The following is a 25,887-nucleotide window of genomic DNA, read 5'->3' on the forward strand; positions in this document are numbered from 1 at the left end:
AGTTCTGCTAGCCGAATGGCCGACCGCGGGTTCGACCTCGAGGACCGACTCGAGGCTCTCGAAGAGGACGATCTGAAACGCGCGCTATCGCCCGTCGATCGAGTCGCCGAACGCGGCTACTTCGCCGAACCCTCGGGCGGCGAACTACCCGTACTCGACTCGGAAGAGGCGCTGGTCTTCGCCTCGAACAACTATCTCGGGCTGACCGACGACCAGCGGGTCCAGGACGCGGCCCGTCAGACCGCCGCGACCGTCGGCACGGGTGCCGGCGCGAGCCGGCTGGTCACCGGCGACACGATGGTTCACCGGGACCTGGAGCGGCTGCTCGCCGAGGTCAAGGGAACCGATCGCGCGCTGGCCTTTTCGTCCGGATACGCCGCGAACGTCGGGACGATTACGGCGCTCGAGCCGGACGTGGTTTTCTCCGACGAGCTGAATCACGCGAGCATCGTCGACGGCTGCCGACTCGCGGGCACCGAGACCGTCGTCTACGACCACTGTGACGCCGCCAACCTGCGATCGAAGCTCGAGGAGCGCGCGGAACGGGTCCGCGGAGACGACGGCGACCCGGACGCGGAGTCCTGGCTGATCGTCACCGACTCGGTGTTCAGCATGGACGGGACCGTCGCCCCGCTGGCGGAGATCTGCGACGCCGCCGACGCGTTCGGCGCGTGGGTGATGGTCGACGAGGCCCACGCCACGGGGCTGTACGCGAACGGCGGCGGCGTCGTGCAGGCCGAGGGGCTCGAGGACAGGGTCCAGATTCAGCTGGGAACGCTCTCGAAGGCGCTCGCCAGTCAGGGCGGCTACGTCGCCGGGAGCGCGGAGCTGATCGAGTGTCTGTGCAACGACGCGCGATCGTTCGTCTTTTCGACCGGCCTCGCGCCGCCGGCCGCCGCGGCCGCGAGCGAGGCGCTCCACGTCGCCCGTCACGGTGGTGCTCGAGAGCGACTGTGGGAGAACGTCGCCCACCTCCGCGACGGCCTCGAGTCGATGGGGTTCGACGTCTGGGGCGACTCCCAGATCCTCCCCGTGGTCGTCGGCGATCGGACGGACGCGATCGCCCTCGCCGACGGAATCCGCGAGCGCGGCGTCGTGGTGCCGGCGATCCGGCCACCTTCGGTCCCGGCGGGGACCAGTCGACTCCGCGTCGTGCCGATGGCGACGCACGATCGGGACGACATCATCGCCTGTCTCGAGGCGTTTCGCGCGGCGGGCGAGGAGGTCGGACTGCTGTGACCGCGAGCCGACCGATCGCCGTCGTCGGCTCCGGGACGGGCGTCGGGAAGACCGTCGTTACGGCCGGACTCACGCGCCTGCTCCGCGAGGCCGGACACGACGCGCGAGCGATCAAACCGGCCCAGACCGGCCACCCGCCGGACGACGACGCCGCGTTCGTCGCCACGGCGTGTGCGGAACCCGACGCCGCGACCTGTCCGCGATATCTCGAGCCGGCGCTCGCGCCGCGAGTCGCGGCGGCGGTCGCCGACGAGGAACTCGCGTACGAGACGATCCGCGCGGCCTGCGAGCGCGAGATCGAGGCGACCCCGGTCCCGATCGTCGAGGGAATCGGTGGTCTCCGCGTCCCCCTGGCCGGCGACCGCGAGGTGATCGACCTCGTCGCCGACATCGGGGCCGCAGCGGTCGTCGTCACGCGGTCGGGACTGGGCACGCTCAACCACACCGCGCTCTCGATCGACGCGCTCGAGGATCGCGGGATCGAGGTCTGCGCCGTCGTCGTCAACGAGTACGCTGGCGAGACGGTCGCCGAGCGGACCAACCCTGACGAACTCGAGCGGATGACCGGTCACGCGGTCGAGACGGTGCCACCGCTTGGCGACGGTGAGCGCGACGGCGATCCGCGCGAGCTCGCTGCCGGAGTCGGCGACGCGCTCTCCCCGACGTTGCTCGAGCGACTACCGATAGAACGTTCGTGATCGAGCTTCGCGGCCGCTCAGGCCGACGGGGCCTGTGGCCCGTCGTCGACCGTCGGCGGCTCGCGTTCGGACGAAATATCGGTTACCGCCGCGTCGAGTTCGACGAGAAACGAGACCACCTCGGACTTCCGGTGTTCCACCTCGAGGTGGACGCGGAGGTCGGTCCGGTCGTCGTACGTCTCGGTACAGAGCGGGCAGCAGTGGGGGTCTGTCATTCGGCCGGTCACCACGAGAAACTCACACCGTTTAGCGACGTAATAGTGTCGATCAATCTATGTATAGATATATTCGAGATGAATAAAACTCGGTTGTTCGGACGGGTCCAGCGACGGCCCGTTCGACGCGGTCGAAAGCGATCGATCGGCGGGACGGCGTCCGCGATCAGAGGAAATCGTTCAGGCCGGACTGATCGTCGTCCGGTTCCTCGGTCGTCGAGGCCTCGCTCGAGGCCGACTCCGAGCCGCGTTCGCCGTCGCTCGCCGCCGCGAGGGTCTGCTGGTCGTCGGCGTCGGCGTCGGCGTTGTCGTCGCCGTCGTCGCTCGAGCCGTCGGCCTGGAAGAAGGCGTTGCCCGAGTGTTCGACCGCTTGCTCGGCTTTCCGCTCTTCGGCGTCCGTGACGATCGACTGGACCTTGTTGGTGTCTTTTCCGCTGCCGGTGACGAACGAGACCTCGGATTCGTCGAGATCGTAGGCCGCGGCCATGCGGACGGTCAGGTCGCGGTTCTTGCAGTGGTGGGTCATCGCCGAGAGGAACGGAAGGATCTCCCGGCGGGCGGTGGCGACGCTCGATCCCTCGCGTTCGGCGACGCGTTCGGCGATCGAATCGCGGGTGTTCCGCGTTCCCTTGGTCCGCCCGAGTTTCGACCAGTAGCTCGGCGGGCCGTACCGCGTCCAGCCGCCCTTGTCGCCCTGCCGGGAAGCGGCGACGCCGGCGGTCATGTTGTCCGTCGCGTACCGCCAGTAGGAGTAGTCCTGCGTGGCTCGAACCCGCCCCAGCCAGCGGTCGGCGTTCGAGAGAAACTCGTAGGCGTCGGCCAGTTCCGCCCCCTCGTAATCCTTCGGGACGTTGTCCTCGATCCAGTTGAGCAGGTCGTCCGGCGTCTCGTCGACGTCGTAGGACGCTCGCAGCGCGCCCTCGGCGTCTCGCTCCTTGATGAGTTCGTCGAGGAAGTCGAAGATCCCCTCGGTGGTGTCGCGTTCGCTCGTCACCACGTCGTCGACGGTCAACCGCTCGGCTTCCTCGGCGACCGCCTGTAGATCGTTGACCGCCGAGCGCAGGTCGCCGCTCGTCGACTCGGCGATCGCCTCGAGCGCTTCCTCCTCGAACTCGACGTCCTCGCGGCGACAGATGTCCCGCAGCACGGGGACGATCGACCGCTTCGAGACGTCCCGGAACTCGATGGTCTCGCAGGCGTTGCGCAGCGACTGACTCATGTCGTAGAACTCGTTGGCCACGAGCACGATCGGCTGGTTCGCATCCTTGACGACGCGCGTGACCTCCCGCGAGCCGCCGTAGTCGGCGTTGCCGTGGAAGTTATCGGCTTCGTCGAGGATGACGAGCCGACGGCCCGCACCGCCAGCGGTGAGGGTGCCGCTCTTGGCCGCCTCGCCGGCGATCCGTTCGATGACGTCGGCTCCGCGGCTGTCGCTCGCGTTGAGCTCCATCACTGGCCAGCCCATGTCGGCGGCCAGCGCGTGGGCGGCGGAGGTCTTCCCGACGCCGGGGCTGCCGTGGACGATCACCGACTTCCGGTGGTCGTCCCAGGTTTCGGCCCACTCCTCGAGTTTGTCCCGGGCCTTGTTGTTGCCGCGTACCTCCGACAGCGTCGTCGGGCGGTACTTCTCCGTCCAGTCGGTCATTGGAGACAGGTTGGTGCGAGTCGCGTTTAGTGGTTGCGGACGCTACTCTTCGGTGCCCGTCTTCAAGTCGAGACGAGGCGTAACGTCCTCGTATGCATCATCACTCGAGACGATAGTATCCCCGTCCGATTCGACGAAGTGAAGCGCGTCGAACGGTGTGAACCCGTGGTCTTCCACGTACGTTGCCGCCGTAACGACAGTCTCCGCGTCACCGCGTACCTCGACGAGATTGGCGGCGTTCGAAACGACCCGTTCGGTATCGCGGTCCTCGCGGTAGGCAACTAAAAGGAGTTCGATGAGCGTGAATTGCGACGTCCACAACTCGTCCTGTCGGTCTCGGTATACCGGTTCGGCGGCGTCTCCGAGCCAGTCTTCATCCTTGATGAGCGCGAGCAGAAAGTCGGTTTCCGCGTACATTTACTGTCCGGCCTCGTCGAGCGCTGCTTCACGTGCTTCTTCACGAAGTTCGTCGGCCGACTTCTTGACATCCGCAAACTCGTCTCTGAGTGCCTCGAGCGGGTCGTCAGCGACCGGAACCAATTTGACTCCGTCTGGAAGCTGCACAACGTGATATCGGTCCCCGTATCGCTCTCGGACCTCCTTCGGGAGCGTGAGACGCCCGCGGTCGTCCAGCGCTACGTCTGACATATCTTGGCGTATGGTGGGCGAAAGTAAAAATGTTCCCCGATATACAGAGAGACCCATTCTATCTCCACTGGTCGGACTGTATCTCCGCATCGACGAGCGAACGACGAGACATATTCGACGTTCTCAGTACATCGAATCTACATCGTATTTTCCGTACTTCGCTGTCCAATCACTTGTTGGTAACGGGGTGGGCTGAACGGCGTTTAGCTGGAAGTAGGCGCTACGCCCCCTTCCTCAGCGAGCGCCAAAGGCGCGAGCAGGGAGGGGATACAGCGCCGCACAGTTCTCATACAATCTACGGTTGCAGACCTACAGGCCCACGCAGTCGCAACGTTTTTGCAGTAGGATAGTACGGTATTGACCGAACCCAATGGAGTACGATCTCGACTCGGGAGCGCACTCGACGTATTCGCTCCACTACCACCTGATACTCGCCACGAAGTATCGGCGCGGAGTGCTAACCGAGGAGCGAACCCAATTCATTCACGAGGTCATCAGCGGGTTCACGGACAACTACGGTGTCGAACTGACGAACCTCGACGGCAAGGACGACCACGTACACATCCTATTCCGAGCGAAACCAACCACAGACCTCGTGAAGTTCATCAACACGGTCAAGGGCGCGACCGCCCGCCGTATCCGCAACGAGTACGCGGACGAACTGAAGACCGAACTGTGGGGCGACTCGTTCTGGAACGACTCGTACTGCCTCATCTCGACGGGGCAGGTGTCGCTTGATGTGCTGAAACAGTACGTCGAGAACCAACGCGAGTAGAGAGTCATGTACTACGCCTACAAGTACCGTCTCAAGCCGTCCGACGCCCTCCGCGAGGAGTTGGACCGCCACCGAGATATTTGTAGGCAACTTTACAACCACACGCTCTACCGCCTCAACGAGTACCAAGACGAACACGGTGAACTGCCGTCCATGACCACGCTACGGTCGGAACTTCCCGACCTCAAGAAGTGGTGGGACGACCTCTCGGACGTGTACTCAAAAGTGCTCCAAACCGTCGTGGAACGACTGTTTGACACCCTCAAAGGACTCTCCAAACTCAAGAACAAGGGCTACGGCGTCGGTCAACTCGAGTGGAAGCCGCCACGGGAGTTCCGCAGTTTCACGTACAGTCAGTCTGGCTTCAAGCTCGACAAGAAGGGCGGTCAGACTGTGCTGTCACTCTCGAAACTCGCGGACATCCCGATTCGGCTCCACCGCGCTATCCCCGACGACGCGACACTCAAGCAGGTCACACTCAAGAAGGAGCCGACGGGCGAGTGGTTCGCCACGTTCGGTGTCGAACTGGGCCGTGAGCCACCCGAACCACCTGAGAACCCCGAGACGTGCGTTGGCATCGACGTAGGGATTCTCAAGTACGCTCACGACACGGACGGCATAGCGGTCGGGTCGCTTGAGCTCTCCGCCGAACGGGAACGACTGGAACGCGAACAGCGGTCCCTCTCGCGGAAGCAGCACGGGTCGAACAACTACGAGGAGCAACGGCGGCGAGTCGCGGAGTGCCACGCCGACCTCCGACGGAAGCGCCGCGACTTCCTCCACAAGCTCTCGAACTACTACGCTCGGGAGTACGACCTCGTAGCGGTCGAAGACCTGAACGTGAATGGGATGCTCGAATCGCCGTCGAACAGCCGCAACACCGCGTCTGCCGCGTGGCGAACGTTCCTCTCGTTGCTCGAATACAAATGCAAACGCGAGGGGACGCACTTCGTGGCGGTCAACCCGAGGGGGACGACCAAGGAGTGTGCGGCGTGCGGTGTCTCGACGGAGAAGCCGTTGTGGGTCCGTGACCACTCCTGTCCTGCCTGCGGGTTTGAGGCGGACAGGGACGTGAACGCGGCGTGGAATATTCTTTCTCGCGGTCTCGAAGCTGTAGGAGTGGGACACTCCGAACGAACGCCTGTGGAGACTGCGCTCCCTACGGACACCGATTCGGTGTCTGCAAAGCGCGTCGTGGAAGCAGGAAGCCCTACACCCTCAAGGAACGAGCCGCGTCAGCGGCGAGTGAGTAGGGTAGGGTAGTTCACTGGTTCCGGAGCGTCATTTTTCCTATATTCGGACGGATACCCACCACGCTCACTCGTCGGGATTTATCCCTTCATCCGTGATTCTCCCGACGGGAGGTAGTCGAAGTAACGACGGCGAACGATGGCTTCGAAAGCTGGCCCGCAGCGGACCACCGAAACCTCGATCCCACAGCTGTACATCCCCCGCTTCGGTTCGTCGGATGGACAGTCGGTCACCGGACCCGATTTGCGCCTTCCGCCCCGGTGGCCCCGCGCGATGGCTCCGCGTATACACCGGGCATCACGACGAGAACGATAGCGTCGTACCCTACTTCTATGCGACTGGAAGCGCTGTATTTCGGTGATGGCGGAGTTCATCGACCTCGTCACGCGGTCGCTCCGGGACGCGACGCAACGCGAGTTCGACCGTCGCGTCGACGAGCAAGCCGCCCGCCTCACCGACGCCGTTCGGGTGGGGAAACTCGGCAACCCGAGTTTCGGTCTCGGGATCGAAGTCGAGGCCTACGCCGTCGACGAGGAACGGCGACTCGCACGAGTCCCGAAGAGCGTCTTCCGGGGGCCCTGCGACACGGAACTCGGGCTGCAAAACGTCGAATTCAACACCGATCCGAACTCGTTCGATTGCGAAGGAATCGACGCACAGGCGGCGGCGCTCCGTCGCGACTATCGAACCGTCCAACGCATCGCAGCCGAAGAGGGGCTCGAAATCGTTCTGGATGCGATGTGGACGATTCCGCCGCCGGAAGGTAGCGACGAGTACCTCACCGCAGTTCGCGAGAGCGAGGGGACGACGATCGCCGAGAACATGACGCCATCGCCTCGATACTGCGCGATCGACAACCACATCCTGGAGCGAACCGGGGGATCGGTCGCCCTCTCTGTACCGGGTGTCGACCGCCGGTTTCCGACGATCCTGTTCGAATCGCTGGCGAGCTCGATCCAGCCACACCTCCAGGTCCCCGACGCCGCGGCGTTCCCGCGCTATTACAACACCGCCGTGCGGACGCTCGGCCCGGTACTTTCGTTAGCGACGAACTCACCGCTGTTGCCGCCGGATCTGTACGATATCGGCGATCCATACCGGCTGCTCGACGAAACGTATCACGAACTCCGCGTTCCGGTATTCGAGCAGTCTATCAACGACGCGTGGGAGAAGGTTCGCTTCCCGACGGAGTTACGGCGTGCATCCGATGCTATCGACGAACTCGTTGCCGATCCGACGTGTGCCCCGTTTTTGCGCGAATGGCTCGTCGACGGCGACCGCGAGACGTTCGGAGACCGGTTCTGGGAGCTCGACCACAAGCGGGGAACGTACTGGCGGTGGCTCCGCACCGTCGTCGGTGGCCAGCCGGTCGACGACGGCGACCGGTGGTCGATTCGGATCGAATATCGCCCCTTGCCCACACAGCCGACCGTTCTAGAAACCATCGGATTTCAGTGTCTGGTCGCCGGGCTCGTCCACGGGTTGTGTGTGGCCGACCATCCGCTCGAGACCCTCGATCGGGCCGCCGCCAAGCGGAGCTTCTACGACGCCGTCGAAAACGGGATCGACGCCGATCTCGAGTGGGTTTCCGTCGACGGTGACCGAACGACCGACCGAACCGAAATCTACGAGGAGGTCTTCGAATTCGCTCGTCGCGGCCTCCGCGAGCAGGGCGTTCCGTCGGAGACCGTCGAGGAGTATCTGGCTCCGATCGAGGCTCGCTGGAGCGAACGGACGACGCCCAGCCGGTGGAAACTGGAGCGCGTCGCCGATTCCCTCGACGCTGGTCTGCAGTTCGACGACGCCGTCCGCGAGATGCAAACCGAGTACGGTCGTCGATCGAAGGCTGGCACACCGATCGTGGAGTGGACGTAACGTCCGTCCCAACCCAGAAAGGAGACACCGCCGCCCCGAACACGGGCGACGGACACGTCGTAGAGAGCCGATCGAACGCGAGGGGGATCGACGCCAAGCAGTACGTTGTTCGACGCCGATCGGGACGATATGGAGGATCACTCGAGCCACGGCGATCACAGCGACGGGACCGTGGAGCGAACTCAAGGATATGCCCCCGAGGGTCACGCTGCGCGAGGTATCACTCGCCGTGAACGGACTCCGCCTCGAGCCCTCGGCGACGCGATTCGAACCCGGGGCGTCCGTGGACTGGACGACTGTGAACCCGTCCACGGCGCGTCCGCCCCGAAAACCGGCGGACGTGCTGCGAGCCCCCTCAGTCGGTCCCGCGAACGAGAACGGACTCCTCGACCGCGTCGTCGGCCGATTCGAGACGGATCGGGAACTCCTGATCGTTAGCGACCAGTGGTGTCTCGTACCCCGTCGTGAGCGCCGTCCGCTCACCGGCACCGAGTGTCACCGCTCGCCGCTCGACCCGTTCGGCGCTGTGGCCGACGATCAACTCGAGGTCCTGCGTGCCCTCGGTCCCGCCGGTGTTCTCGATCGTCGCGCTCACTTCGAGGGGGGCTCCGGCATCGATCGGCGTGTTCGTCTCGAGACGTACGATTTCGAACGTCGCGTCGCCCTCGCCGTCGGTTGCGCCACCGTCGCCGTCGTCAGGCGCTACGTTCCGCAGGCACGCGCTCGCGTTCGGATTTTCGTGCGTCGTCCCCGCCGTGAGATAGTCCTCCTGCTCGGTCGTCAGCGCCGAAATAACGGTGCCGTCGCTCCCGTACGCCGGAATCTCGACGACGATCTCGTCGGTACCGTCACGAACGGCCGACTCCGAGCCGATCTCGAACGCGACCGTTCCCGAGAACGGCGCGTCGACGTCCTCGCCGAAGACGATTCCGTCCTCGATCATGGTGTTGCCGTACAGGCCGTCGTCGTAGAAGCCCGTGCTCGCGAAGGCGACGTCGTCCGGTTCGAACGTCCCGGTGACCGTCGCCCGGGTACAGGAGTGGAACGTCACGTCCCGTTCGGAACCGTCGCCCCCGTCGCCGGTTTCCTCGCGCTCCTCGGTGTCGGCGTTGCGCTCGCTGTCGGGCCGGTCGTCCGTCCCGGTGGCATTCCCGGTACTCTGGTTCGGGGACGGATCATCGGCATCGGCGAACTGCTCCCCGTCGTCCGTACGATTACCGCCGCTAGCGCCGTCGGTGGTCGCGTCGAGACAGCCCGCGAGTCCCAGTCCAATTCCAGCGCCGACGACGAATTTCCGGCGATCCATATACTGACCGAAGGCCGTCTTGGGGCATAAAGATGTAGCAAATATGTTATATTCGGATACAGTCATCGACTCGAGAGGGACCGTCAGGTCTCCCGGACGGTCACAGCGCTAGGGATTCTCTGACGAACACCGCCCGAACGGCGGCGACGCGTCGGACTCGTTTCGCCCGCCGCTGTGACGGTCAGTCGGTCGATTCCTCGGCCGCCGGCGGATTCTCGCTCACGGTCACCCTCGAGACGCGGGTTCCCTCCACGTCCTCGACGGTCACCTCGTAGCCGTCGACCTCGATCGTGTCGCCGACGTCGGGGGCGCGGCCGAGGCGACTCAACACCAGGCCGCCGACGGTCTCGAACGCGTCGCCCTCGAGCTCCGTTCCCAGGGTCTCGTTTACCTCCGCGAGCGAGACGCCACCGTCCATCGCGTACTGACCGTCCTCGAGCTCTTCGACGGAGGGCTCCATTTCGGCGACGTCGAACTCGTCTCGAATGTCGCCGACGACTTCCTCGATGACGTCTTCGATCGTCAGGATTCCTTCGAAGGCACCCCACTCGTCGATGACGACGGCCAGCTGGACGTTCCGCCGGCGGAACTCCGCGAGTATCTCGTCGATCTGGCGGGTTTCGGGGACGATAATGACCTCTCGAGCGAGGTCGCGTGCGGTCGGTTCGCCGGCCGATTCGTCACCGTCTACCGCCTCGATTGCCTGGAGGACGTCCTTCGCGTGGACGAACCCGACGACGGGGTCGTCGGCGTCCTCGTCGACGATGGGGAGCCGAGTGTAGCTCCCGCTGGCGGCGACACTGCGGAGTTCGGAGAGGGGCATCTCCGCTCGAACGGTGACGACGTCGGGGCGCGGAACCATGACCTCGCGAGCGACCGTCTCGCCGAGGTCGAAGACCGACTCGACCATCTCGACTTCGTCCATCCCGACCGCGCCCTGTTCGCCCGACTGGGCGACGATCCGCAGGATCTCGTCCTCGCTGTGGCTCTCGTCGCGCTCGGATGCCGGTTCGACGCCGATGAGCCGCGTGAAGAAATTCGCCGTGCCGTTGAAGACGATGATGCCGGGAATGAAGATGTAGTAGAAGAACTTCATCGGTGCGGCGACGAGCAGTGCGATCCGCTCGGCATCCGCGATAGCCAGCGTCTTGGGCGCGAGCTCCCCGAAGACGACGTGGAGGAACGTGATGACGCTGAATCCGATCGCGATCGCCACCAGGTGAATCGATCCCGCGGGGAGCACCGATCCCAGCACGGGCTCGAGGAGCGAGGCGATGGCGGGTTCGCCGACCCAGCCCAGCCCCAGCGAGGCGATCGTGATGCCCAGTTGAGTCGTGGCGAGGTAGTCGTCCAGATTCTCTTCGGCCTCCTGGACGAGCTCCGCCGCCGGGCGACCCTCCTCGACGAGGGACTCGATCTGCGTCGAACGGATTCGGACGTACGCGAACTCCGCCGCGACGAAAAAGCCGTTCAGGAAGACCAGAAAGAACGCGAAGAGGAGTCGCCCGAACGAGAAGGCGAGGTCTACCATCGGTTCCACCCCGACGGCCGTGAGCCGCCGGTGCCTCGCGTTGTCCGACTTCCCGTTCGATAGACCCGCGCGTCCCGTTCGAGGCGGCGGACGCCGATCGGCAGCGGGGACCCCACTGCGGTCCCGTCGCCGGTGAATACGACCATACCTCCACTTGGCACACGGGTTACAAAACCGTGACGTTGGCGATCGGCGGGTGGACGCGGTCTACGGCGCGCTCGACGGTCGATTGGTCGAACCCCGGAGCGGATAACTGCACGGAACTCGAAGGCGGTCTATGAACGTCGCGATCGTCACCGTCGGCGACGAAATTCTCGCGGGATCGACGACCAACACCAACGCGTCGTGGCTGGCCGAGCGGATCACCGAGCGTGGCAGCACCGTCCAGCGCATCCTGACGATCCCCGACGACCGCGAACTCATCGCGGCGCACGTCGCCCGCTGGAGCGACGCGTTCGACGCCGTGATCGTCACCGGCGGCATCGGCGGCACGCCGGACGACGTGACCGTCGAAGCCGTCGCCGACGGCCTCGAGCGCGAGTTCGTCGTCCACGGCGAGATCCGGGAGCGGCTGGTCGAGAAGGCAGCCGCGTTCCGCGAGGCGAACCCCGAGATGGTCGCGGAGTACGACCTCCAGCTCGACATCGACGCCGCGGCCTCGATCCCCGAGGGTGCGACGCCGATCGTCGTCGACGAGGGGTGGGCCCCGGGCTGTCTCGTCGAGAACGTCTACGTCTTCGCCGGCATCCCCGACGAGATGAAGGCGATGTTCGAGGCGGTCGCCGACGAGTTCCAAGGGGACTCCACCGCGGAGACGCTGTACACGCCGGCACCGGAGGGATCGCTCCACGAGGCGCTCGAGGGCGTCACCGACCGGTTCGACGTTTCGGTGGGGAGCTATCCGCGGAGCGAGAACCGGCCCGGCCGAATCCGGGTCTCGAGCACCGACCCGGAGACGGTCGATGCGGCCATCGGATGGCTGCGGGAGCACGTCGAGACGACCGACCCGCCGACCGAAACGAACGCGTCCGAGTAACGCGAGTCGGCGGCGTTTCGCAGTTCGGCCGGGACTCGATCCGCGTACCGCTATCTCGAGCGTTCGAACCAAGACTGGCTCGGGAGGGTCGTGGGATATCGATTCGGCAACCCCGATATCGTGGTGGCGACTTCGACGACTGTCACCACGATTGTGTGCTGATCAGCGCCGGAGAGAACTCGAGAGGTTCGTGAAACCGGGTGTATACCAATGGTCGATGCGGGTTCAGTCGGCGCAATTGAGCAAGCAATACACGAGCAAGGAGGTGGTGAAAAGACGCGAATCCCCTTGCGTCAAACGCAGAGCCGGAGAGCAGTGTTACTTGAGCGAGCCGCCGAGACGGGGTATATCCACCGGGATATCGGGTGTCGTTTGACTACCCCACGGGGTATTACCTTCGACAGCACATGCGATCCAGTCGGCACAACCGATCATCGCACCAACGTCACTACAGAACTGATAGACGCAGACGCCACAGAGGACCGCTCCAGCGCCCGTCGCCCCGCTCGTAAAACCGGGCCGCACAGACGGCAATCGAGAGCCGAGGAGGCCGCGCCGACTTCGACCGTTTACCGAACCATCAATTTCAGCTATCGAGAATAAATATAATTGCGACAGATACAGATTTTTGATTTAATTTTAGAGACAGTATTATTACTGTGCAGGCATTATAGATAGTCCGATCGGGTAGAAAATATTTTTCAGACAGGTCGGAAAACGGCTCACTATGCGACTGACAACACCGGCTGGACTTGCAAGCCGTGCGGTCCTCGGGGCAGCTATCAGCGGGATGGTGCTCGCCGGCAGCCTCGCCATCGTGGTGGCGATCGCAACCGCTGGTGGGATGATTCTCTCCGCGTACGGATCTGATCTCCTTGGTTTCGTTCGAATCACTCCTCCTCGATTGTTCTGGCCGATCGTCTGGTCGCTCTGTGCGCTCGGCGCTACAGGATTATTCGTTCGAGCAATCGTGCGCACTGTTCGAACCGAGCGCGCCGCCTTCCTGGAGGGAGCGTCGCCGCTCTCGGAGACCGAGATAGTCGAGACGTCGTCTATCGACTCCGCAGTCGAGCGCCTCGCGAGGCAGGTCGGGATTCCGACGCCGACGGTCAGAATCGACTCGGCGGCCACCCCGCTTGCATATACGACGTATCGGCCGGATGCACCCCTCGTCGGCGCTGGTAGGGACGAGACGCCAGTGATCGTGCTCTCGACGGGGCTCGTCGAGACGCTGTCGCAGTCCGAGTTGTCGGCAGTACTCGCACACGAAATCGCTCATATCGCCAACGACGATCTCCGGCTGATCACCGTCCTACTGGTGCCGCTCGTCGCCGCCGAGACGCTCGCGGAAGACGAGGGGAGCACGTCGAACGTCTTCGAACTCTGTGGGCATCTCCTCTCGTTCGTCGCATCGATCGGTGTCGGCGTCTTCTCGCGGGGTCGAGAGCTGGCCGCCGACCGCGCCGCCGCTGTGATGACTGGAGAGCCCGCTACACTCGCCAGCGCACTCGAGAATCTCGACGAGTCGTCGACTTCGAAGCCGACCACGGATCTCCGAGACCACGCTCGATCGACGAACGCGATCAACGTGCTCCCGACCCTCGGACCTGCGAACAGCGGGACGGGACTCCGGTCGACACATCCGTCCCTCGAGACACGTCTCGACCAGCTTCGCTCGCTCGCACGCGACTGAACCGAGCGAGCACGGGAGCGGGGGGCGTCGCCGGTCACTTCTCGATTTGGCCGGACGATAGCGATGGCCGCGAACGGCATCGATCGCGCCACCGATCGCGCACCCGAGGCTCCGAAATTGTGAAATATCGACGATTCGATGACGGCGTCATCGTGGCGCTCTCTCGGTGGAGATCCGTCTCACGATGACCGTCGGTCCTCGACGATTCGTGCGATAACTGCGGTATATCCGGCGACGGCGAGCACGAACCGCTCGCCGGTCGCCGCGATGGGGAAGATCCGCTCGATCCCCGCCGCCGGTTCGCCGCGAGTCGGATCGAATCCCGTTCTGTAGTGGGTGTTCTCGGTCGTCCCGCGCGCCGTCGACTCGGCGACGCCGCCCGACTCGAGTTCGACGAACGTCTGGACGAGCCCGCGCTGATCCGTCACGAGGAGCGATCCGGACAGGTCGTAAAACCGGTTGTGGAGCGGCCAGAAGAGGTTGACGCCGTTGAAGAACGCGTCGAACAGGATGTGTCCGAAGAACAACCCGGCTGCCGTGACCCACGCGACGCGGTAGCCGTAGGTCCCCCAGCGGGTCCGGACGAACGATTCGTCGCGCAGCGTCCAGTCCCAGTACAGGAGGACCGCGGGGACGAGAACGATCCAGACGTTGTGCAGCGCCGCGCGGTGCGTTCCGGGGACGACGATCCCGATCACCGTGTCGAGATCGAGGAGGGCGGTACACCCCATCACGGTCAGAATCGCACGGGTCTCGAACTCGTCGCCGAGCAACGCAACCCCGAGTAGTCCCGCGAACGCGACGTGGACGATAGTCGACGGCATACGACGCGGACTCGAACCGTGGCGGCTTGAGTATTTGGACTCGAGCGGTCGTCTCGTCTCCGGTAGCTACTTGGATCGACCCAGTAACGGTCCGGTATGAGCGGACGCGGACCGAAACGGGAACTCGCGGAGAAGATCGCCGGAGAAATCACGCTGAGCGACGATCCCGGCGCGACGCTGCGAAAGTGGCGCACCGACTTCGACGTCTCGCAGACCGATCTCGCGGCCGAACTCGACGTCTCGTCGTCGGTCATCTCCGACTACGAGAGTGGTCGCCGGGAGAGTCCCGGCATCGGCGTCGTCGGGCGACTCGTCGACGGCCTGCTCGCGATCGACGAACGCCGCGGCGGGGAGCGCATTCGACAGTACGGCCGCGTCCTCTCGGCAGGTTTCGAAAGCGACGTCGTCTACGACCTCCGGGAGTACGCGACCTCGCTGCCCCTCTCCCGGCTGTACGGCGATCTCGAGGCGACGGAAGTGGCCTCGAGCGGGACCGAGCAGGTCAGCGGCCACACCGTCATCGACAGCATCGAGGCGATCACCCGCCTCTCGAGCGAGGAGTTCTTTCGCCTCTACGGGCAGAGCACGAACCGCGTCCTCGTGTTCACCAACGTGACCCAGGGAGAGGGCGTCGGGATCGCGCTGCGAGTGATCAATCCGACGCCGAACGCCGTGATCCTCCACGGCCTCGAGGAGGAGGACCTCTGGGACCACGCGAAGGAACTCGCACGAATCGACGGCTACTCGCTGGCCGTGACGGCAGCACCGCTCGACGAGATGCTCGAGCATCTCGTGAGCCTCGAGTGAGCCGTCGGCCGGTCCCAGAGCGGTCGCTGACGGCGAGACGACCGCTCGAGAACGGGCGAAACCGTGACTCAGGCGATTTGCTCTTCGTACTCGTCGGCGGTCAGCAACTCCTCGAGTTCGTCGGGATCGTCCGGTTCGATCTCGAGCATCCAGCCGTCGCCGAAGGGGTCCTCGTTGACGAGTTCCGGGGCGTCGAACAGGTCCTCGTTGATCGCGACGACCTCGCCGCCGACCGGCGCGTAGAGGTCGGAGACCGCCTTGATCGATTCGACGACGCCGAACTCGCCCTCGGCTGCGAGGTCGTCGCCCTCGTCGGGGAGTTCCACGAAGACCACGTCGCCGAGTTCGTCCTGCGCGAAGTCGGAGATGCCGACGCGGACGACGCCGTCGGTCTCGAGTGCCCACTCGTGCGATTCCAGATACCGTCTATCGTCGGGAACGTCGAAGCTCATTATACTGTGTCGATGAAGGGTGTGGTTTCGACTCGTGCTTTCTTCGATTGCCCGCGGACGACCACCTGCAGCGTCGTCCCCGGTTCGGCGTACGCGACCGGCACGTAGCCGAGGCCGATCGGCCGCTCGAGGGTCGGGCTCATCGTCCCGCTGGTGACGGTGCCGATGACCCGGCTCTCGGGGTTCGTGATGTCGTAGCCGTGACGGGGGACGCCCCGGTCGATCAACTGGAAGCCGACGAGCTTTTCGTCGACGCCCGCCGCCTCGATCTCCGCGAGCGCGTCCCGACCGACGAACTCGGTCTCGAGGGCCACGGTGAAGCCGATGCCGGCCTCGTAGGGCGTTCGCGGGTCGTCCTCCTGGTCGAAGTCTTGCCCGGCGAGCAGGAGTCCGGCTTCGATGCGGAGCGTGTCCCGTGCGCCGAGGCCGCAGGGCTGGCAGTCGAACGCCGTCCAGAGCTCCTCGGCCGCCGCCCAGGGGACGATCAGCTCGAAGCCGTCCTCGCCGGTGTAGCCGGTCCTGGCGGCCCAGCACTCGACGCCGTCGATCGTCGTATACCGCGCCTGAAACCGGTCGAGGTCGGTGATCGACTCCTCGGTTACGTCCGCGATCAGGTCGGCCGCGTTCGGTCCCTGGACGGCGAACATGGCGTACTCGTCGGTCCGGTTGTCGACGGTCGCCTCGAGGCCCCACTCGTTGCGGTAGTCGATCCACCGCTCGTGGGTCGCCTCGTCGGTGCCGGCGTTGGGGACGAACAGGTACGTCGCGTCGTCCCCCTCGTCCGGCAGCCGGTAGACGACGGTGTCGTCGATGATGATTCCGTCCTCGTCGGTGATCGCGGCGTACTGGGAATCGCCGACCGAGAGCCGGGAGATGTCGTTCGACGTCAGCCGTTGCATCAGTTCGGGCGCGTCGGGGCCGGTGACGTGTATCTGGCCCATGTGCGAGACGTCGAATATCCCGACGTCCTCCCGGACGGCCGCGTGCTCCGTCTGGATCGAATCGAATTCGACCGGCATGTCCCAGCCGCCAAACTCCGTGAACTTCGCCCCACGCTCGTCGTGGATCCCACGTAACGGCGGCGTCTGAAGCGGCATACTCGAGCTATCAGCGGCGGTGTAGTAATGTCTTTTCGTCGGCCAGCGCCCGCTGGCGACCGGACGGGCGTCGACGTTCCGCGGCCGATCCGCTCGCGGCCCCCGAGCATCGCCGTTCGAACGGCAGTGTTCAGTCGGCAAACGGGTTGCACGCCGCGACTGTCCCCACCAGCGAACGAGCCGATCCCTCCGCCCCGTCTCCGACGGCCCACTCGACTGACGTGCGGTGGCGCGCGCTGTCGGTCGGCCGAACGAGAGTGAGGCCGACGGACGGTCCTGCGCGAGGGATGAGCGACCGACCGGAGGGAGAGAGCGAATCAGGTGGGGAGGGCGTGGTGACGCCGTGCCGCCACGATAGTAACGCACTCCCGACGGCCGTTCCGGGTCGAGTCGGTCTCGGCACGGCGATAGCAGCCACACCCGTCGCCATCCACAGACACGGGAGCACACCGACGACCGCCTCGAGCAGTACGTCGACGCCGACGCGGCCGACCGGCGAGTCGAACCGCCGTCGACGCGGAGATGGTGTCCGTCAGTATCGGATGATCGATTCACCGTCCGCGATACTTGCGCCCGTTCAAACGGTTGCACTCCCTCTTAAACGGAAAATAAGATTAAAACCCTCCGTCGATGTCGCTCACGGAGCGACCGCTCGTTGCTCCACGAACCGTATGACAACTGCGACACCCACTACCAACGACGAATGAAACGAACCCGACGCGGAATACTCTATACTGCAGCTGGAGTTACCGGATACGCTGCTACCGCAGCTGTTGCATCGGCCGAAAAACGACCGCTCGACAGTTCGGAACGCTGTCCGCGAACAGGTCGCGACGAACCCACCCCGGTAGAGGGCGGTGAGACGGAACCGCGATCACGGGGTCCGGTCGCGGACGTCGTCGCGAGCGAAACGAACGTCGATGCCGGCACCGAGGTCACGTTCGATGCGAGCGCCACCACGGGCGACATCGAGGTGTATGCGTGGGAGTTCGGCGATGAGTCCGAGCCGAAGGCGACGACGGACGCCGCCATCGCTCACACGTACGAGAAGCCGGGTGAGTACACCGCCGTGCTCGCCGTTCGGGACGCGAACGGTGAGTACGACAAGGATACGATTTCTCTCAGCGTTTCCGACGCCACTCAGACGGACCCGGGCGACTCGAGCGACTCGACGTACAGTGCGCAGGTCGAAGCCGCGATCCACGACGAGGTAAACGCGGTCCGAGCTGACGAAGGTCTGAATCAGCTCGAATTCGACGAACAGGTCGCCAAGGTTGCTCGCGGGCATAGCAGAGATATGGCCGAGAACGACTTCTTCAGCCACGTGACGCCAGACGGCGAAACCGTCCGTGACCGATTCGAAGACGCGGGCCTCGTCTGCAGGTCGATGGCCGAAAACATTCTCTATCAGCCTGCCACCGATGACCCGGCGACCGCGGCGAAAGAGTGCGTCGAGAGCTGGATGGGAAGCAGCGGGCACCGTCGAAACATTCTCAACGAACGGTGGGACAGCGAAGGACTCGGTGTCGTCGTCGACGAGGGCGGTCGACTCTACGCGACGCAGAACTTCGACCTCGGGTGCTAACAGACCGCAGTTGGTGAGGTTGTGGGATGATCCGTCCTACCGGTTGGCAGTACGTGGGGGTTGCAGTCCGATATTTTGGAGTGGACGCCATCGCAGCGCGAGCAGCGTTGATTCGTACGTGTATCGGAAACGTGATGTCTCGTGGGCCCGGCTCGAGAATCGGCTGGGGAGGGCGTGGTGGCGCCGTGCCGCCACGATAGCAACGCGCTCTCCTGGCGGCCGTTCCGGGTCGAGTCGGTCTCGGCACGGCGATAGCGGGCGCACCCCTCGCCGTCCACAGACACGGAGGCACACCGTTCGAGTGCGACCGAACTCAAGGCCCGGTTCCGAGCCGACCGGCCGACCGAGCACGTCGGAAGCGAACGCGGTGCTGTCGACGGTGACAGCGTGGTGGTCGGTGGTGACGTGGTGGTCGGTGGCGCGTTCGATCCGCGACGCCGACCGATCGGCCGCTCGACGGGACTCGAGCGCCGCACCCCGATTACTCGTCTGCCCCGCGACCGGATTCGCCGTCGGCTCCGGCGTCCGGCTCGCGGTCGGGCTCCCGGTGGTGCAGTCCGGGCGCGACCGTACAGCCGCAGGGTCTGACGACGCCGGTGTGTGGACCGGCCGACGTCAGCCCGGAGATGGGTCGACCGCAGGCCGGACAGGAGAGCAGCGCCGACGCGTCCCCGTTTCCCTCTCCCTCTCCCTCTCCGCTTCCCGTCCTGCCGCTACACATCGCGATCACGGCTCGCGATCCGCAGGGGCCTCGAGACTGATCGCGTCGGGCGGTTCTGCCGTCGTGCGGGACGTTTATATCCCGGTAGAATGAACGGAATCATGGCAACCGAATCCCTCCGTGGGTTTGGAAGCCACGTCTCGGGTGCTGCTACCACCCGGGGCATTTCACTACAGCCCCCTGTCGATGGAGACCGGCTTCCGATTTCTCGTTTTATCCATTGAAACTTATATCTACTGCTAATTGTCAGGAATAGAATCGCGTCGGCCGCGCGCTCGGGATGGAACACGATGTCCAGGATGATGTCCGAGCGCGATATTCGAGTCAGCGAGCCGGTACCGGTCGCGCTACTCGAGCCGGGGTGGTGTGCGAGACGGACCGCGATCGGCGCGATTTCCCGCCGCCGAGCGGGTAAGCGATCCCGGTTACAAACTTGTAACCGCACGGTATCCGGTTGACGAAAACATATGGGCGAATCGCCCGTACTCGGCGTGCAGGATGACCGCCTCAGAACTCGAGCCGACGGCCGACTGGAATCGGATGTACATCGACGGCGAGTGGCGCGATGCGGCCGACGACGAGACGATCCCCGTAGAGAATCCCTCGAAACGAGACGCGTTTACGGACGTGCCGGCGGCGACGGTCGACGACGTCGACGCCGCCTACGAAGCGGCCGCGGCGGCCCAGCCCGCGTGGGCCGACACGCCTCGCGAGGAGCGCGACGAGATCCTCGAGGCCCTCCTGGACGAACTCAACGAGAACTTCGAGGCGATCGCGAATCTGCTCGCGACCGAAGCCGGCGCGCCCGGCTACCGCGCGATGGGCGAGTTCGCGACCGCGACCGGCGACGTGGAGATGGCCCTCGAACTCGAGCCGCCCGAGGAGGTGGTCCGACCCTCCCCGTCGATCGAGGGCAAGGACAACCACGTCGTCCACGAACCGGTCGGCGTCGTCGGCGTCATCTCCCCGTGGAACTTTCCGCTGCACCTCTCCCTGCGGGCCGTCGTGCCCGCGATCGCGCTGGGCAACACCGTCGTCCTGAAGCCGGCGACGGACACCCCGATCACCGGCGGGCTGCTCATCGCGAAACTCTGCGAGGCGGCCGGCGTCCCCGACGGCGTCGTCAACGTCGTCACCGGCCGCGGGTCGGACATCGGCGATCGGATGAGCAGCCACCCGATCCCGCGCGTCATTTCGTTTACCGGGTCGACGGCCATCGGCAAGGGCGTCGCCGCGAACGCCGCCGGGAGTCTCGCGCTCCCTGCCCTCGAACTCGGCGGCAACGCGCCCTTCGTCGTCACCGACGAGGCCGACCTCGAGCGGGCGGCCCGCGCCGGCGCGTTCGGTTCGTTCTTCCATCAGGGGCAGGTCTGTATCTCGATCAACCGACACCTCGTCCACGAGGACCTGTACGACGAGTACGTCGACCTGCTGGTCGACCACGCCGAGTCGCTCGTCGTCGGCGATCCCTCCGAGGACGAGGACGTCACCTTCGGGCCGGTCCAGAACGAGACCCAGCGCGACGATCTGATCGAGTTCATCGAAGGCTCGCTCGAGGCCGGCGCGACCCTCGAGACGGGCGGCGAGGCCGACGGCCTGTTCGTCGAGCCGACCGTCCTCTCGGACTGCACCAACGACATGCCGACGGCGTGCAACGAGCACTTCGGCCCGGTCGCACCCGTGATCCCGTTCGCGGACGACGAGGAAGCGATCGAGCTAGCTAACGACACCGAGTACGGCCTCTCGGCGTCGGTCTTCTGCGAGGACGAGGATCGGGCCCGCGCGCTCGCGGACCGGATCGAGGCCGGGATGGTCCACGTCAACGACCAGCCGATCAACGAGGATCACAACGCCCCCTTCGGCGGCGTCAAGGGGTCCGGCCTCGGCCGGTACCACGGCGAGTGGATCGTCCGGGAACTCACCGAACCCAAGTGGATCTCGGTCCAGGACGGGGAGCGGGACTACTTCGTCTTCGAATAGCGACTCGCCGCCCGCGCCCGCGGCGGGAGCGCCATCCGCCACCGCGGCGACGCGGCTCCCGTCGCGTTATCGCCCGCTTTCGTCGACTCGCAGCGTGTACTCGCCGCTCCCGCCGTTCGCGTGCACCTGGAGGCCGAACGTCTCGTCGCCCTCGAGAGTGCGCGAGATCGACGCCGTCGGCCCCGATCCCGCGGCCGACGCGTCGTGGCTCCACCTGGTGGGCTCGCTGCCGTCCGTCGTCACGTAGAGATCGAAGTCGCCGCCGTCGGGGCCCTCGAGCGAGATCGTGATCGAACAGGGGTCGGCGGTGTACAGCGAGTAGCTGTACCGATCGCTCTCACCCCACCAACCGCTCCCGTCGAGCCACCCGCTCGCGCTCGCGGAGACGGTCTCGTCGCCGCACTCGCCGGTCGACTCCTCCTCGTTCACGTCGCCGCCGCCGTCGCCGAACGGATCCGTCGTGACCGCCGCACCCGCGTCGACGCGTCCGTACCCCTGTTCGTCGTCGTCGAGGCCGACGTCGACGGCGGTCGCCCGCAGGTGGTCGCGGAGTTCCTCCCGCGAGAGATCGGGGTACGCCGAGAGCACGAGTCCGGCCACGCCCGAGACCACCGGCGCTGCCATCGAGGTCCCCGACATGCGGCCGTACCCGTCCCCGGTGACGCTCGAGACGAGCCGACTGCCCGGTGCGGCGAGTTCGATCGCCGGTCCGGTGTTCGAAAAGGACGCGAGGTCGTCGTCGGCCTCGAGTGCGGAGACGGCGACGACGGTGTCCTCGGACGCTGGCGAGAAGACGCTCCCGCTCCCGCTGTTGCCGGCCGCGCCGACGAGGAGGACGTCGCGATCCGCCGCGTACTCGCAAGCGGAAGACAGCGTGTCGTAGGAGCCGTCGACGCCCAGCGAGAGGTTGATGACGTCCGCGCCTTCGTCGGCAGACCACTGGATTGCGTCGGCGATGTCCGAGAGCGACCCGACGCCGTCGTCGTCGAGCGCGCGGGCCGACAGGAGCGAACAATCACTGATACCGGCGTGTCCCCGTCCGTCGTCCGTTCCGCTGGCGGCGATGCCACCGACGTGGGTGCCGTGATCCGACCCGCGTAGCGGATACGGGTCGCCGTCGCCGTCGACGAAGTCCCGCCCGATTCGGTCGTCGACGACGCCCTCGAGTGCGGGGTGGTCGTACTGGATCCCCTGGTCGACGACGGAGATGACGACGTCCTCGCTTCCGCGGGTGATCTCCCACGCGGTCTCGCAGTCGATCTGCTGGGGAGCGTGCTGGGAGTCGTAATAGGGATCGTTCGGCTCGAGCAGCGACTGGACGGTCGCGTTCGGTTCCGCGTACTCGACGGCGGACGAGCGCGTGATGGCGTCGATGACGGTTTCGCGAGCGCTATCGGGCGCTTCCGAGGGGAAGGAGACGACCGCGTAGTGGATCGACTCGTTCGCGTGAACGACCTCGGCGTCGCCGGGGACGGCGGCGCGAGCCGCGCCCGCCACGTCCGAAACCGACGGCGAGATGCCGACGATGAGCTCGTCGTCTTTCGGACCCGGATCGCGACCAGGTGTCGCGCTCGCGACGCCGCTCGAACCGATCAACCCGCCGACCGCGATCGCTCCGGCACCGGTCAGGACGGATCGTCGGTTGTACGTGGGATCGGTGTCGTCGGGGGGGCCGTTCTGTGTCATCGGATGACAGTCAGTATTCCCTGAAATTAGTAAACTTTTATCGAACTCAGAATAGTTTATTTGAGAATATATCTGCGAGTACGTGATTGTATAGAACTATGTTCGGAAATAGGGTGTGAATATGTGAAGTCGGTCGGTTATCCCGTCCGACCGGTGCTCGACAAACCTGTTCTCAGTTTCCCAAACGATGGATTCGGGTGCTCCCGCTGTGGAGCGCGAGCGACGGCTCGGTCGCCGGGGCGAGGGGCCGCTTCTATCGGCCGCTCTCCTCGATGGAGACCGTGTAGGAGCCGCTGCCGCTGTACCGCCTGACGAGGATACCGAACTCTTCGTCGCCCGAGAGGTCGACGTCGATCGCTTCGGTCGAACCCGAGTCGATCGATCGTTCGTCGTAGTCACGCGTCGTCGGCGTCCGTCCATCGAGGGTCAGGTAGAGGTCGAAGTCGGCGCTCGACGGGCCCTCGATGGAGACGGTGGCGCTGCAGGGATTCGCCGTCTGAAGCTGGTAGGTGTATATGTCGCTCGGGTTACCCCACCAGCCGCCACTGAGTTGCCCCTCTCCCGTGGCCGTGTTGACTTCGTTACCGCACTCGCCGGGATCCGGGTCCGGGTCCGGGTCCGGGTCCGGGTCTGGGTCCGGATCGGGTGACGTTCCCGGTTCCGTGGTGACGGCGTTCCCGGCGTCGACGCGGCCGTTGCCCTGCTCGGTCTCCGCCAGCCCGACGTCGACCGCCGTCTGGTTGAGATGATCGCGCAGTTCGTCGTTCGAGAGGTCCGGCCACGCCGACAGCGTGAGTCCAGCCACACCGGCGACGACCGGTGACGCCATCGAGGTGCCGCCGAAGGTATCGTAGTCGTCGAACGGGATCGACGAGAGGACGTTGCCGCCGGGTGCGGCCAGTTCGATCTCCGGGCCGACGTTCGAGAAGTCCGACAGCGTCTCGCCCTGATCGAGCGACGAGACGGCCAGGACGGAGTCGTAGGCGGCCGGATACGAGACGGGGCCGCCGTAATCGTTGCCGGCGGCCGCAACGACCAGCGAGCCCTGCGATTGCGCGTACTGGCAGGCCTGTCGCATCAGGTCGGTCGCGCCGCCGCCACCGAGCGACATGTTGATGACGTCGGCACCCTGATCGGCCGCCCACTGGACCGCGTCGGCGATGTCCGAGAGCGACCCGCCGCCGCCGTCTCCGAGCGCGCGGGCGGAGAGCAGCGAACAGTTCGAGATGCCGGCGTGTCCCGTCCCGTTGTCGGTGCCGCCGGCGGCGATGCCGCCGACGTGGGTACCGTGGTTCTCCGACGCGCTCACCGGGTACGGATCCTTGTCGTCATCGACGAAGTCGTAGCCGCCGTTCGAGACGCTGTCGTCCATGTTCTCCGCGAGGTCGGGATGGTCGTACTGAATGCCCTGATCGACGATCGCGATCGTCACGTCCGGATCGCCGAGCGTCGTCTCCCAGGCCTCCTCGCAGTTGACCTGCTGTGGCGCGTACTGGTTCCCGAACTCCGGGTCGTCCGGCGTGTACAGCGGCGCAGCGCCGCCGCTGTCTGCCGTCTCGAGCGGCTCCGCCTCGAGGGCCTGGTAGGTGACGTTGTCTTCCGTGTACTGCACCTCGTCGGCGTCGAGGAGAGTTCGTTCGACGGTCGCCTTGGACTGCGTGGAGGCTTGGTCGGCCATCTCTACCGACGCGTAGCCGAGGGTGTCGTTCGTGTGGACGATCGTCGCGTCGCTCGGGATTTTCCGTTCGACTGCCGCTTCGACGTCCGACACGTTGGAGTCGACGCCGACGATGAGCTCGTCTTTTTTCGCCCCCGGCTCGCGCCCCGGCGTTGCGGACGTGACGCCGCCGAAACCGATCAGCGCACTGACCCCGGCAACTGTTTGCAAAACCGATCTTCGGTCGATGTGTGAATGATTATCGTTCGACATGGCCCGGCAGAAAGAAAGATCCTTCCGTACTAAAATCTTTTTAAATCGAATATTGTTCAATAATATTTGAACGAACGAATAGATCCGATCCGAGGATATTAGTATTGACAACATCTACGGGAAATATCTATTGAATTGTTAACTATATAGTTCTCTAATGAACGCAATTATTGTTTATAGTGGGCCCGATATGTTCGGACGGTACAGGTGGTTTCGGGAGTCGCCGACCGCGGGTCCGCCGGGCGACACGTTCGATTCGAGGGCGTCGACCGGCCGACGCTACGGTTTCGTCACACCTATCTCCGGGCGCGGAAACATTCGGGCAACTGACTATGTTCGACCGCGTTCGCACCCGTCTCGCGCCCGATACCCCGACTCGGCCGACAGTGGGCCTGTTCGTCGACGGGCCGAACGTCTTCCGCGACAAGTTCGACGTCGACCTCGACGACCTCCGCGACGCGGCCCGCGAACTCGGCCGGGTCGGCGTCATCCGACTCTATCTCGACGAACACGCCACACCGGGACTCATCCAGGCCGCCGAAGCGCGGGGCTTCGAAGTGATCGTCACCAGCGGCGACGTCGACGTGAAACTCGCCGTCGACGCGACGGCGCTCGCGGGCGACGGCACCATCGATCGGCTCGCGATCGCCTCTCGTGATACGGATTTCAAGCCCGTCCTCGAGTACGCGGGTACCGTCGGCGTGGAGACGGTCGCGATCGCACCGGGGACCCACGGGCGCTCCGACGCGCTGCGGAACGCGGCCGACGACGCGGTCACGCTCGACGTCTAAACCCGCTCGAGGAGCGATATATCGCCGATCTGGCCGCTTTCACGTCGAAGGGTTCAAGCTGGTACCTCAGGTAAGGGGCTCGTGTGTTCCTTCGGCCACGAC

Annotated in this window: 22 protein-coding genes and 1 pseudogene; 11 read left to right on the forward strand and 12 right to left on the reverse strand. The window is 65.1% G+C overall.

Annotated features, from left to right (window positions below):
• Positions 1-15 precede the first annotated feature (15 nt).
• Positions 16-1,239, forward strand: a complete 1,224-nt coding sequence (locus tag BMX07_RS02485) for an aminotransferase class I/II-fold pyridoxal phosphate-dependent enzyme (protein ID WP_090613212.1) — start codon at positions 16-18, stop codon at positions 1,237-1,239.
• Positions 1,236-1,937 (forward strand): dethiobiotin synthase, encoded by a 702-nt coding sequence (gene bioD, locus BMX07_RS02490; protein WP_090613217.1) that lies wholly within the window; start codon positions 1,236-1,238, stop codon positions 1,935-1,937. The genes BMX07_RS02485 and bioD overlap by 4 nt, the downstream gene beginning before the upstream one ends.
• A 17-nt stretch (positions 1,938-1,954) precedes the next feature.
• Here bioD and BMX07_RS02495 read toward each other — a convergent pair whose 3' ends face one another.
• The 4 genes from BMX07_RS02495 to BMX07_RS02510 form a co-directional block, all read right to left on the reverse strand.
• Positions 1,955-2,152, reverse strand: coding sequence for a hypothetical protein (locus BMX07_RS02495; protein ID WP_090614800.1), 198 nt, complete (start codon positions 2,150-2,152; stop codon positions 1,955-1,957).
• Positions 2,153-2,318: 166 nt separating this feature from the next.
• Positions 2,319-3,797, reverse strand: a complete 1,479-nt coding sequence (locus tag BMX07_RS02500; RefSeq protein WP_090613220.1) for a replication factor C large subunit — start codon at positions 3,795-3,797, stop codon at positions 2,319-2,321.
• A gap of 42 nt (positions 3,798-3,839) precedes the next feature.
• Positions 3,840-4,214, reverse strand: coding sequence for a PIN domain-containing protein (locus tag BMX07_RS02505; protein WP_090613224.1), 375 nt, complete (start codon positions 4,212-4,214; stop codon positions 3,840-3,842).
• Positions 4,215-4,445: an AbrB/MazE/SpoVT family DNA-binding domain-containing protein gene (locus tag BMX07_RS02510; RefSeq protein WP_090613227.1), complete on the reverse strand. Its 231-nt coding sequence runs from the start codon at positions 4,443-4,445 to the stop codon at positions 4,215-4,217.
• A 370-nt stretch (positions 4,446-4,815) separates the two neighbouring features.
• On the opposite strand from BMX07_RS02510, the gene tnpA reads away from it, so the two are divergent.
• The 3 genes and pseudogenes from tnpA (at position 4,816) to BMX07_RS02525 (ending at position 8,346) form a co-directional block, all read left to right on the forward strand.
• Positions 4,816-5,220, forward strand: a complete 405-nt coding sequence (gene tnpA / locus BMX07_RS02515; RefSeq protein ID WP_090613230.1) for an IS200/IS605 family transposase — start codon at positions 4,816-4,818, stop codon at positions 5,218-5,220.
• A 6-nt stretch (positions 5,221-5,226) separates the two neighbouring features.
• A pseudogene (locus BMX07_RS02520) lies at positions 5,227-6,473 on the forward strand (RNA-guided endonuclease InsQ/TnpB family protein).
• 358 nt (positions 6,474-6,831) lie between these two features.
• Entirely contained in the window at positions 6,832-8,346 is a 1,515-nt protein-coding gene (locus tag BMX07_RS02525; protein WP_090613233.1) for a glutamate-cysteine ligase family protein, read from the forward strand.
• A gap of 355 nt (positions 8,347-8,701) precedes the next feature.
• Here BMX07_RS02525 and BMX07_RS02530 read toward each other — a convergent pair whose 3' ends face one another.
• On the reverse strand, positions 8,702-9,652 hold the full coding sequence (locus BMX07_RS02530; protein ID WP_090613237.1) for a hypothetical protein: 951 nt from the start codon (positions 9,650-9,652) through the stop codon (positions 8,702-8,704).
• Between the two features lie 181 nt (positions 9,653-9,833).
• Positions 9,834-11,183, reverse strand: a complete 1,350-nt coding sequence (locus BMX07_RS02535; RefSeq protein ID WP_090614802.1) for a hemolysin family protein — start codon at positions 11,181-11,183, stop codon at positions 9,834-9,836.
• A 277-nt stretch (positions 11,184-11,460) separates the two neighbouring features.
• On the opposite strand from BMX07_RS02535, the gene BMX07_RS02540 reads away from it, so the two are divergent.
• Together BMX07_RS02540 and BMX07_RS02545 are read left to right on the forward strand one after the other, a co-directional pair.
• Entirely contained in the window at positions 11,461-12,219 is a 759-nt protein-coding gene (locus BMX07_RS02540; protein WP_090613241.1) for a competence/damage-inducible protein A, read from the forward strand.
• Between the two features lie 727 nt (positions 12,220-12,946).
• Positions 12,947-13,912, forward strand: a complete 966-nt coding sequence (locus BMX07_RS02545) for a M48 family metallopeptidase (RefSeq protein ID WP_090613244.1) — start codon at positions 12,947-12,949, stop codon at positions 13,910-13,912.
• Between the two features lie 179 nt (positions 13,913-14,091).
• Here BMX07_RS02545 and BMX07_RS02550 read toward each other — a convergent pair whose 3' ends face one another.
• A complete protein-coding gene (locus BMX07_RS02550; protein ID WP_090613247.1) occupies positions 14,092-14,736 on the reverse strand; it encodes a metal-dependent hydrolase in 645 nt (214 codons plus the stop codon).
• 96 nt (positions 14,737-14,832) lie between these two features.
• On the opposite strand from BMX07_RS02550, the gene BMX07_RS02555 reads away from it, so the two are divergent.
• Positions 14,833-15,543, forward strand: a complete 711-nt coding sequence (locus BMX07_RS02555; RefSeq protein WP_090613250.1) for a helix-turn-helix domain-containing protein — start codon at positions 14,833-14,835, stop codon at positions 15,541-15,543.
• A 68-nt stretch (positions 15,544-15,611) separates the two neighbouring features.
• Here the strand turns inward: BMX07_RS02555 and gcvH are convergent, their stop codons facing one another.
• Together gcvH and gcvT are read right to left on the reverse strand one after the other, a co-directional pair.
• Positions 15,612-15,995 (reverse strand): glycine cleavage system protein GcvH, encoded by a 384-nt coding sequence (gene gcvH / locus BMX07_RS02560; RefSeq protein ID WP_090613254.1) that lies wholly within the window; start codon positions 15,993-15,995, stop codon positions 15,612-15,614.
• Entirely contained in the window at positions 15,995-17,092 is a 1,098-nt protein-coding gene (gcvT, locus tag BMX07_RS02565; RefSeq protein WP_090613257.1) for a glycine cleavage system aminomethyltransferase GcvT, read from the reverse strand. Before gcvT ends, gcvH begins: the two co-directional genes overlap by 1 nt.
• A 703-nt stretch (positions 17,093-17,795) precedes the next feature.
• On the opposite strand from gcvT, the gene BMX07_RS02570 reads away from it, so the two are divergent.
• A complete protein-coding gene (locus tag BMX07_RS02570; RefSeq protein WP_090613260.1) occupies positions 17,796-18,677 on the forward strand; it encodes a CAP domain-containing protein in 882 nt (293 codons plus the stop codon).
• Positions 18,678-19,158: 481 nt separating this feature from the next.
• On the opposite strand, the gene BMX07_RS02575 is transcribed toward BMX07_RS02570, so the two are convergent.
• Positions 19,159-19,398, reverse strand: coding sequence for a hypothetical protein (locus BMX07_RS02575; RefSeq protein WP_090614804.1), 240 nt, complete (start codon positions 19,396-19,398; stop codon positions 19,159-19,161).
• A 498-nt stretch (positions 19,399-19,896) separates the two neighbouring features.
• On the opposite strand from BMX07_RS02575, the gene BMX07_RS02580 reads away from it, so the two are divergent.
• A complete protein-coding gene (locus BMX07_RS02580) occupies positions 19,897-21,378 on the forward strand; it encodes an aldehyde dehydrogenase family protein (protein ID WP_090613264.1) in 1,482 nt (493 codons plus the stop codon).
• A 66-nt stretch (positions 21,379-21,444) separates the two neighbouring features.
• Here the strand turns inward: BMX07_RS02580 and BMX07_RS02585 are convergent, their stop codons facing one another.
• Positions 21,445-23,064, reverse strand: a complete 1,620-nt coding sequence (locus BMX07_RS02585) for a S8 family serine peptidase (protein ID WP_090613267.1) — start codon at positions 23,062-23,064, stop codon at positions 21,445-21,447.
• A 253-nt stretch (positions 23,065-23,317) separates the two neighbouring features.
• Positions 23,318-24,994, reverse strand: a complete 1,677-nt coding sequence (locus BMX07_RS02590) for a S8 family serine peptidase (RefSeq protein ID WP_090613271.1) — start codon at positions 24,992-24,994, stop codon at positions 23,318-23,320.
• Between the two features lie 332 nt (positions 24,995-25,326).
• Between BMX07_RS02590 and BMX07_RS02595 the strand changes: the two genes are divergently transcribed.
• Positions 25,327-25,785 carry an NYN domain-containing protein gene (locus tag BMX07_RS02595; RefSeq protein WP_090613275.1) on the forward strand — a complete coding sequence of 153 codons (459 nt, stop codon included), beginning with the start codon at positions 25,327-25,329 and terminating at the stop codon, positions 25,783-25,785.
• The last annotated feature ends 102 nt before the right edge of the window (positions 25,786-25,887 follow it).

This window comes from Natrinema salaciae (assembly GCF_900110865.1).
Lineage (GTDB): Archaea > Halobacteriota > Halobacteria > Halobacteriales > Natrialbaceae > Natrinema > Natrinema salaciae.

Excerpts from the sequence above, each read along its gene's own strand:
- gcvT (WP_090613257.1), bottom strand. The coding sequence starts at position 17,092 with ATGCCGCTTCAGACGCCGCCGTTACGTGGGATCCACGACGAGCGTGGG.
- BMX07_RS02505 (WP_090613224.1), bottom strand. The coding sequence starts at position 4,214 with ATGTACGCGGAAACCGACTTTCTGCTCGCGCTCATCAAGGATGAAGAC.
- BMX07_RS02550 (WP_090613247.1), bottom strand. The coding sequence starts at position 14,736 with ATGCCGTCGACTATCGTCCACGTCGCGTTCGCGGGACTACTCGGGGTT.
- BMX07_RS02525 (WP_090613233.1), top strand. The coding sequence starts at position 6,832 with ATGGCGGAGTTCATCGACCTCGTCACGCGGTCGCTCCGGGACGCGACG.
- BMX07_RS02545 (WP_090613244.1), top strand. The coding sequence starts at position 12,947 with ATGCGACTGACAACACCGGCTGGACTTGCAAGCCGTGCGGTCCTCGGG.
- BMX07_RS02495 (WP_090614800.1), bottom strand. The coding sequence starts at position 2,152 with ATGACAGACCCCCACTGCTGCCCGCTCTGTACCGAGACGTACGACGAC.
- BMX07_RS02595 (WP_090613275.1), top strand. The coding sequence starts at position 25,327 with ATGTTCGACCGCGTTCGCACCCGTCTCGCGCCCGATACCCCGACTCGG.
- BMX07_RS02500 (WP_090613220.1), bottom strand. The coding sequence starts at position 3,797 with ATGACCGACTGGACGGAGAAGTACCGCCCGACGACGCTGTCGGAGGTA.
- tnpA (WP_090613230.1), top strand. The coding sequence starts at position 4,816 with ATGGAGTACGATCTCGACTCGGGAGCGCACTCGACGTATTCGCTCCAC.
- BMX07_RS02585 (WP_090613267.1), bottom strand. The coding sequence starts at position 23,064 with ATGACACAGAACGGCCCCCCCGACGACACCGATCCCACGTACAACCGA.
- BMX07_RS02485 (WP_090613212.1), top strand. The coding sequence starts at position 16 with ATGGCCGACCGCGGGTTCGACCTCGAGGACCGACTCGAGGCTCTCGAA.
- BMX07_RS02535 (WP_090614802.1), bottom strand. The coding sequence starts at position 11,183 with ATGGTAGACCTCGCCTTCTCGTTCGGGCGACTCCTCTTCGCGTTCTTT.
- BMX07_RS02530 (WP_090613237.1), bottom strand. The coding sequence starts at position 9,652 with ATGGATCGCCGGAAATTCGTCGTCGGCGCTGGAATTGGACTGGGACTC.
- BMX07_RS02510 (WP_090613227.1), bottom strand. The coding sequence starts at position 4,445 with ATGTCAGACGTAGCGCTGGACGACCGCGGGCGTCTCACGCTCCCGAAG.
- BMX07_RS02570 (WP_090613260.1), top strand. The coding sequence starts at position 17,796 with ATGAAACGAACCCGACGCGGAATACTCTATACTGCAGCTGGAGTTACC.
- BMX07_RS02590 (WP_090613271.1), bottom strand. The coding sequence starts at position 24,994 with ATGTCGAACGATAATCATTCACACATCGACCGAAGATCGGTTTTGCAA.
- gcvH (WP_090613254.1), bottom strand. The coding sequence starts at position 15,995 with ATGAGCTTCGACGTTCCCGACGATAGACGGTATCTGGAATCGCACGAG.
- BMX07_RS02555 (WP_090613250.1), top strand. The coding sequence starts at position 14,833 with ATGAGCGGACGCGGACCGAAACGGGAACTCGCGGAGAAGATCGCCGGA.
- BMX07_RS02575 (WP_090614804.1), bottom strand. The coding sequence starts at position 19,398 with ATGTGTAGCGGCAGGACGGGAAGCGGAGAGGGAGAGGGAGAGGGAAAC.
- BMX07_RS02580 (WP_090613264.1), top strand. The coding sequence starts at position 19,897 with ATGACCGCCTCAGAACTCGAGCCGACGGCCGACTGGAATCGGATGTAC.
- BMX07_RS02540 (WP_090613241.1), top strand. The coding sequence starts at position 11,461 with ATGAACGTCGCGATCGTCACCGTCGGCGACGAAATTCTCGCGGGATCG.